Source organism: Bacillus sanguinis (genome assembly GCF_018332475.1).
In the GTDB taxonomy this organism is placed as follows: Bacteria; Bacillota; Bacilli; order Bacillales; family Bacillaceae_G; genus Bacillus_A; species Bacillus_A sanguinis.
This window is the reverse complement of sequence record NZ_BOQB01000285.1, coordinates 1-6,819: the sequence shown is the minus strand read 5'-3', so window position 1 is coordinate 6,819 and position 6,819 is coordinate 1. Positions and strand designations below refer to the sequence as shown.

The window sequence follows — 6,819 nt, the reverse complement described above, 5'->3', positions numbered from 1 at the left end:
CTGTATGTATCCACAACAGTAGTTATATATGACGGAATTTTTGAACTTATAAAAAGATTAAGAGGCGATAGAGAATGAAAAGATATATTAGTATAAAAGGAATTGGCACATATCTTCCAAAACGAAAAGTAGATTCTCTTGAAATAGATCACATGTTAGACGTACCAGAAGGCTGGACATTAAAAAAAGCTGGGGTAAAAACACGATACTTTGTTGATGGGGAAACGTCTTCTTATATGGGGGCGGAAGCTGCAAAAAAAGCTGTAGAAGATGCTAAGTTAACTTGGGATGATATCGATTGTATTATTTGCGGAAGCGGTACGATTCAACAGGCGATTCCTTCTACAGCATCACTTATTCAAGAACAGCTCGGGCTACAGCATTCTGGTATTCCATGTTTTGATATTAACTCAACATGTTTAAGTTTCATAACAGCACTTGATACAATTTCATACGCAATTGAATGCGGGAGATACAAAAATGTTGTTATTATTTCTTCTGAAATTTCTTCTGTTGGATTAAATTGGGGACAAAATGAAAGCAGTATTTTATTCGGTGACGGTGCGGCAGCTGTTGTCATAACAAAAGGCGATCATTCATCTTCTATTATTGCTTCCCATATGGAAACATATAGCTCTGGTGCGCATTTATCAGAAATTCGTGGCGGCGGAACGATGATTCATCCTAGGGAGTATAGTGAGGAACGCAAAGAAGACTTCTTGTTCGATATGAATGGAAGAGCCATTTTTAAACTATCTTCTAAGTATTTGTTAAAGTTTATCGACAAGCTCCTTATGGATACTGGTTATTCTCTAGCTGATATTGATTTAATTGTGCCTCACCAAGCAAGTGGACCAGCTATGAGACTCATTCGTAAAAAATTAGGGGTTGATGAAGAACGCTTTATGACCATTTTTGAAGACTATGGTAATATGATTTCCGCATCTATTCCAATCGCTCTTTTCGAGGCGATTAAGCAAAAGAAAGTGCAACGCGGAAATAAAATACTATTACTAGGTACTTCTGCGGGTCTTTCTATCGGGGGCATCCTTCTTGAATACTAAGAAAACAGTATTAATTACAGGGGCACGTGCACCAGCAACTTTGCATTTGTGCAGACTGTTTCATAACGCTGGACATACCGTTATTATTGCAGATAGTATTCCTTATCCGTTAAGTAAAGTTTCAAAGAGTACGGATTACTTTTATGAAATCCCATCTCCAAAGTGGAAAACAAATGAAAGTATCCGTGCGCTACTATCCATTATTCAACGTCACAATGTAGATTTGCTTATTCCAACTTGTGAAGAAGTGTTTTATATATCTAAATATAGAGAGGAATTAAGTGCATGTTGTCATGTATTAGTAGATGATTTTCAAAAACTTTCATTACTGCATAATAAGTGGGAGTTTATTCAGTTCGTAGAGAATTTAGGATGGCAAGTACCTGCGACTTATAGAATAAATAATGAAGAAGCGATAAGGTCAATGATGCACAAAACACCAGCTCATACTCCTTTTGTATTAAAGCCGATTTACTCCCGTTTTTCTGATAAAGTGGAATTTATTACAAAAGAGGATGCTCTAAAAGAAAGCATGACACATAAGTCGAATTATATTATACAAGAGTTTATACAAGGAACGCAGCATTGTTCTTACAGTATTGCACAATCTGGGGAAGTGTTAGCTCACTCTACGTATAAAACGGAATTTACGGCAGGCTTAGGTGCTACCATCGCGTTTAAGCATATGAATCATCCTAAAATTGATCAGTTTGTTACGCATATTGTAAAAGAGCTAAATTTCTCAGGACAAATTGCCTTTGATTTTATCGTTACAGAGGCTGGAGATGCGATTCCAATTGAATGTAATCCACGTGCTACAAGTGGATTACATGTATTCGATGAGGAAATATTGCCCGCTTTTTTTAATGAAAAAGTAAACGATTCATTTATTCCAAAACAAAATTCGGAGTGTGCAATTCGGTTAGCAATGCTTTTATATGGATTTCCTTATTTAAAAAGTAATCAAAAACGTAAGCGATGGTTAAAAGTTCTATGCTCATATCCAGATATCGTTTATCGTCACAATGATTGGAAACCATTTTTTTATCAGTTTTTTAGCATGTATAAATTATGGCGTGAAAGTTATAAACAGGAACGGACTATTTTAGAGCAAACAACATATGACATATCGTGGGATGGTGAAGATTTATGAAGATGCTAGTAACTGGTGGAACGGGCTTTCTAGGACAAAAACTCGCCTTTCGACTGAAGAATATGGGCTATGAAGTAACGGCAACGGGAAGAAATAAAGGAATCGGTAAGGTATTAGAACAAAATGGAATCGAGTTTGTTTATTGTCCTCTTGAAGACAGGGAGCGTGTGCTACAAGTTTGTAAAGATAAAGATTATATTTTTCATAGTGGCGCACTTTCTTCCCCTTGGGGCAAATATGAAGGTTTTTATAATGCGAATGTGTTAGGAACGAAACATATTATCGAGGGAAGTCAAAAGTACGGTATAAAACGCCTTATCCACGTATCAACACCAAGTATTTATTTCTATTATGATGAGCGACAAAATGTAGTAGAAAATGCGAAACTTCCTAATACGTTTGTAAATCATTATGCAACAACGAAGTACATGGCTGAACAAGCTATTGATCAAGCTTTCGCGCATGGTTTACCAGTTATCACAATACGCCCGCGCGCTTTATTCGGACCAGGAGATAATGCGATTCTTCCACGTCTTATTAAAGTATGTGAAAAAGGGGCTTTACCGAGAATTGGTACAGAAAATGTTCTTGTTGATATTACGTATGTTGAGAATGTTGTAGATGCTTTACTTCTTTGTATGCATTCCCCAAAACATACATTAGGGCAAAAATACAATATAACAAATGACGAACGTGTAAATTTATATGAGGTCATAGAAAATGTAATGAAGCGCCTTGATAAGGAAGTACGATATAAAAAAATTTCCTACAAAACTGCTTTTACACTAGCAGCTATATTAGAAGGAATCTCAAAAACTATTTTATTCGGAAAAGAACCTATTCTTACAAAGTATACTGTTAGCGTCCTTTCAAAAAGCCAGACGTTAAGTATTGATAAAGCTAAAGAAGAACTAGGATATGCTCCAAAGGTCAGTATAGAAGAAGGAATTACAAAATTTGTAGACTGGTGGAAGATACAATGAAAATCAACTCTTTAAAGCTATATGATACAGGATATTGCACACATCCAGAAAAAATCGCATACTCCAAGGGCAGTTGGAAACAAATCTGTTTTCCAGCAACAGTAGGATTACTCCATCATCCAGAATTAGGATATATTTTATTTGATACTGGATATGCAGGACACTTTAAAGAAGCGACAAAAAAATTCCCTTACTCTGTATATGCAAAACTGACGCCTGTACATTTTACGGAAGAGCAATCTATTAAACAGCAACTTCTTTTTGATGGTATTCAGCCAGAAGAAATTAAATATATTATTCTTTCTCATTTTCATGGCGATCATACAGCTGGTTTACCCGATTTTCCAAAAGCGAAAATATTAACCTTCGCAAAAGCTTATGAAGATATTAAAAAGAGAAGTAAGTTTGGTGCTCTATTAAAAGGGTGTCTAAAAGATACACTGCCGATGGATTTAGAGCAGAGGATGTCATTTATTGATCAAACTCCATCCCTTAACTTACCTTCTACATATGGAAAGTTTGAAGAGGGCTATGATGTATTTAATGATGGCTCATTATTTGCTGTTGACTTAACAGGACATGCAACTGGTCAATTTGGTATATTCGTCCAATTACAGAGTAATAAAATTGTCTTTCTTTGTGCAGACGCAGTGTGGCTAAGTAAAACGTATCAAAACCTTGTATTTCCTAGTAAGATTGCCAACCTTTTAACGAGCGATCCAAAGTCTTATCGAAAGAATATTGAGAAGTTACACCATTTATCACAAACATCACCTGAGATTGAAATTGTACCAACTCATTGTGAACATACATGGGATAAAATTAAAGCAGGGGTGTACTATGAATAAACTACGGATTCTCAAGCAATACTTGAAAACAAAATATGGCTTGAGATTTTCAAATCGCAAACAAGTGGAACAGTTTCATAAACGACAAATAGAAAAACAACTTTTGTTCACGATAGAAGCGTCGCCTTTTTATCGCCAGTTATATAAGCCGTTTTCACATGAAATTCAAAAGGGAAATTTGTCTGCACTCCCCATTATTGATAAAGAAGTAATGATGGAACATTTTGATACACTAAATACAGTACATATTTCAAAGAAAGAAGCGTTTCATGTAGCATTTGAAGCAGAGAAGACCCGGAATTTCTCACCAACCATTCGTAATATAACTGTCGGTTTATCATCAGGCACTAGTGGAAATCGTGGGGTTTTTCTCGTTTCCGAAGAAGAACAAACGTTGTGGGCTGGCTCGATTATTGGAAAGGTGCTTCCTTCTAGCATTCTACATAAACACACGATTGCTTTTTTCTTACGTGCAAATAGCAATTTATACGAAGCGACAAAAAATAAGCGAATCTCATTTCATTTTTTTGATTTACTAGATTCGTTTCAACAGCATATCAAGCGATTAAATGAAGTAAAGCCATCTATTTTAATTGCACCTCCGTCTATGTTACGGAAAATTGCTTACTGGCAGCAAGAAGGACTGATTACAATTTGTCCTAAGAAAATTATCTCTGTAGCAGAAGTGCTTGAAGATATTGATAGAGACTTTATTTCTGCAACTTTCAAGCAGACGATACACCAAGTTTACCAATGTACAGAAGGCTTTCTTGCTACCACCTGCAAGCAGGGGACATTACACATGAATGAAGACCTCGTTCATATTGAAAAAGAATACTTAGATCAAGAGAAAGGGATATTCGTTCCCATAATTACTGATTTCATGAGGAAAACACAGCCTATTATACGCTATCGTCTCAATGACATATTAATTGAGAAAAAAACGCCGTGCAGCTGTGGTTCGCCTTTCTTAGCGTTAGAACGTATTGATGGTCGATGTGACGATATATTCATTGGAATAAGTGAATTGGATCATAGCGAAATATTTATTTTTCCAGATTTCATTAGAAGAGCAATTTTGTTTGCATCTAATGAAATTCAAGAATTTAAAGTAATACAGCACAGCGTAGATAAAATTGAAATTAAACTTAAAGCACTACCTGAAGATATCGAATTATGTGAATCCAATGTACTGCAAGAGTTACATGCACTATGGTCTACGAAAGAGTGTGCGATACCACATTTTTTCTTTTCACATTACGATATTCAAGTATATGATAAAAAATTAAAAAGAATAGAAAGTTTTGTAAGGCGTGGTGAACATAAATGATTCAGTTACATGATGTTCATTCTTTGCATAGCATTGATTGGGAATCAAAAAAAGATGGAGCGTATGTACGAGATAGTTTCTTGCCTCTTTTTCAAAAGGGCGTTACAGCATTTATTGAAAATGTTAACACGCAGCTCTTTCTATTAGAAATTGATGATCTCATCTTGCCAGTTACTCTTAATAACGCAGAGTTCGAAAATTCATATGTATGTTCTCCTTATACACATTACATATCTTATGCGTTAGAAGAACTATGGGAGTTGAAAAAACCATGGCTAGAGAAGCTATTAACCTATCCGATTCATCTTATGGGAAGTTGGCTAAGACGAACGAATATTAATAAAGTAATTGTCGTAAATAATTGGATGCTTTCAACAAATCTTTATCACTCTATCAACGAACAACAAATCGAACAAATAACGAAAGTATTAGTTGAGAAATTTCCAGAGCATACTATTCTATTTCGCTCTTTAAATAACAAATTATATCCCGCAACGACAGAAGCACTATCTACAGTCGGTTACAATAAAATTATGTCTCGTTCTATATACTTATTTGATCCGAAACACTATAAAAAAATGAATCGAAAAAAACGAAAAGACTTATTAAATGATAAAAGTTTATTAGAGAAAAGCAATTATGAAATTATTACGAATGAAGAATTAACAAGGGAGGATATTTTACAAATTTCCCAGCTATACAACCAACTATATATTGAAAAATATTCCGCCCATAACCCAATGTTTACACCCGCTTATTTATGGAATGCTCTTCAGCATCGTTTATTTGAGATAAAGGCCATAAAAAAAGGGAATACAATTGATGGTGTCATTGCTTATTTTATTAGGGACGGAGTTATGACAACGCCAATCCTTGGCTATCATACAAACTCTGACCAGCAACAAGGTTTATATCGTATACTTTCCCTCCTTATTACAATGGATTCTATCGAAAAAGATTTAATTTGTCATTGTAGTGCTGGGGCTGGAGAGTTTAAACGAAATCGTGGTGCAACACAGCAAATTGAATACAGTTATGTATATAACGCTCATTTACCACCTAGCCAACAAAAGGTATGGAAAGTATTAATGTGGATATTAAATACATATATAGAACCGATGGCAAAAAAACATCGCTTTTAAACAAAAAGACTTTTATGGTTGCTTGTTACCTGAAACACTTTGTTTAAGTGTAGCTGCAATACCTACGTTATGGAGTTTATATAGTATATTTTTAATAATTTATTTTATATGTATCGTTTGGATGAAAGAGAGAAGTGCTTGAAGAGTAGTTCTCTTTTTTATCCCACTTTAATGGGCAGTAAGACCCCCACCTCAAAATTCAGCGAAAGCAAAGAAGTTAGGTGGGGGGCGGGCTGCCCATTAAAGTCCGATTGGTTCGACTAATAATCAGTGGGGGATGAAGAAAACCCCCACTGATT

Annotated in this window: 6 protein-coding genes; all 6 read left to right on the top strand. The window is 35.3% G+C overall.

What is annotated here, in order from left to right:
* Positions 1 to 74: 74 nt before the first annotated feature.
* From KI369_RS24040 to KI369_RS24015, 6 genes are read left to right on the top strand one after another with little or no spacing between them, the layout of a single operon-like run.
* Positions 75 to 1,064, top strand: coding sequence for a beta-ketoacyl-ACP synthase III (locus tag KI369_RS24040; protein WP_212957717.1), 990 nt, complete (start codon positions 75 to 77; stop codon positions 1,062 to 1,064).
* Positions 1,054 to 2,217: an ATP-grasp domain-containing protein gene (locus tag KI369_RS24035; protein ID WP_212957715.1), complete on the top strand. Its 1,164-nt coding sequence runs from the start codon at positions 1,054 to 1,056 to the stop codon at positions 2,215 to 2,217. The genes KI369_RS24040 and KI369_RS24035 overlap by 11 nt, the downstream gene beginning before the upstream one ends.
* A complete protein-coding gene (locus KI369_RS24030) occupies positions 2,214 to 3,200 on the top strand; it encodes an NAD-dependent epimerase/dehydratase family protein (protein WP_212957713.1) in 987 nt (328 codons plus the stop codon). The genes KI369_RS24035 and KI369_RS24030 overlap by 4 nt, the downstream gene beginning before the upstream one ends.
* Positions 3,197 to 4,048, top strand: a complete 852-nt coding sequence (locus KI369_RS24025; RefSeq protein WP_212957711.1) for an MBL fold metallo-hydrolase — start codon at positions 3,197 to 3,199, stop codon at positions 4,046 to 4,048. The genes KI369_RS24030 and KI369_RS24025 overlap by 4 nt, the downstream gene beginning before the upstream one ends.
* Complete coding sequence (locus KI369_RS24020; RefSeq protein WP_212957709.1) at positions 4,041 to 5,378, top strand: F390 synthetase-related protein; 1,338 nt, start codon at positions 4,041 to 4,043, stop codon at positions 5,376 to 5,378. The genes KI369_RS24025 and KI369_RS24020 overlap by 8 nt, the downstream gene beginning before the upstream one ends.
* Complete coding sequence (locus KI369_RS24015; protein ID WP_212957707.1) at positions 5,375 to 6,520, top strand: hypothetical protein; 1,146 nt, start codon at positions 5,375 to 5,377, stop codon at positions 6,518 to 6,520. The genes KI369_RS24020 and KI369_RS24015 overlap by 4 nt, the downstream gene beginning before the upstream one ends.
* Positions 6,521 to 6,819 lie beyond the last annotated feature (299 nt).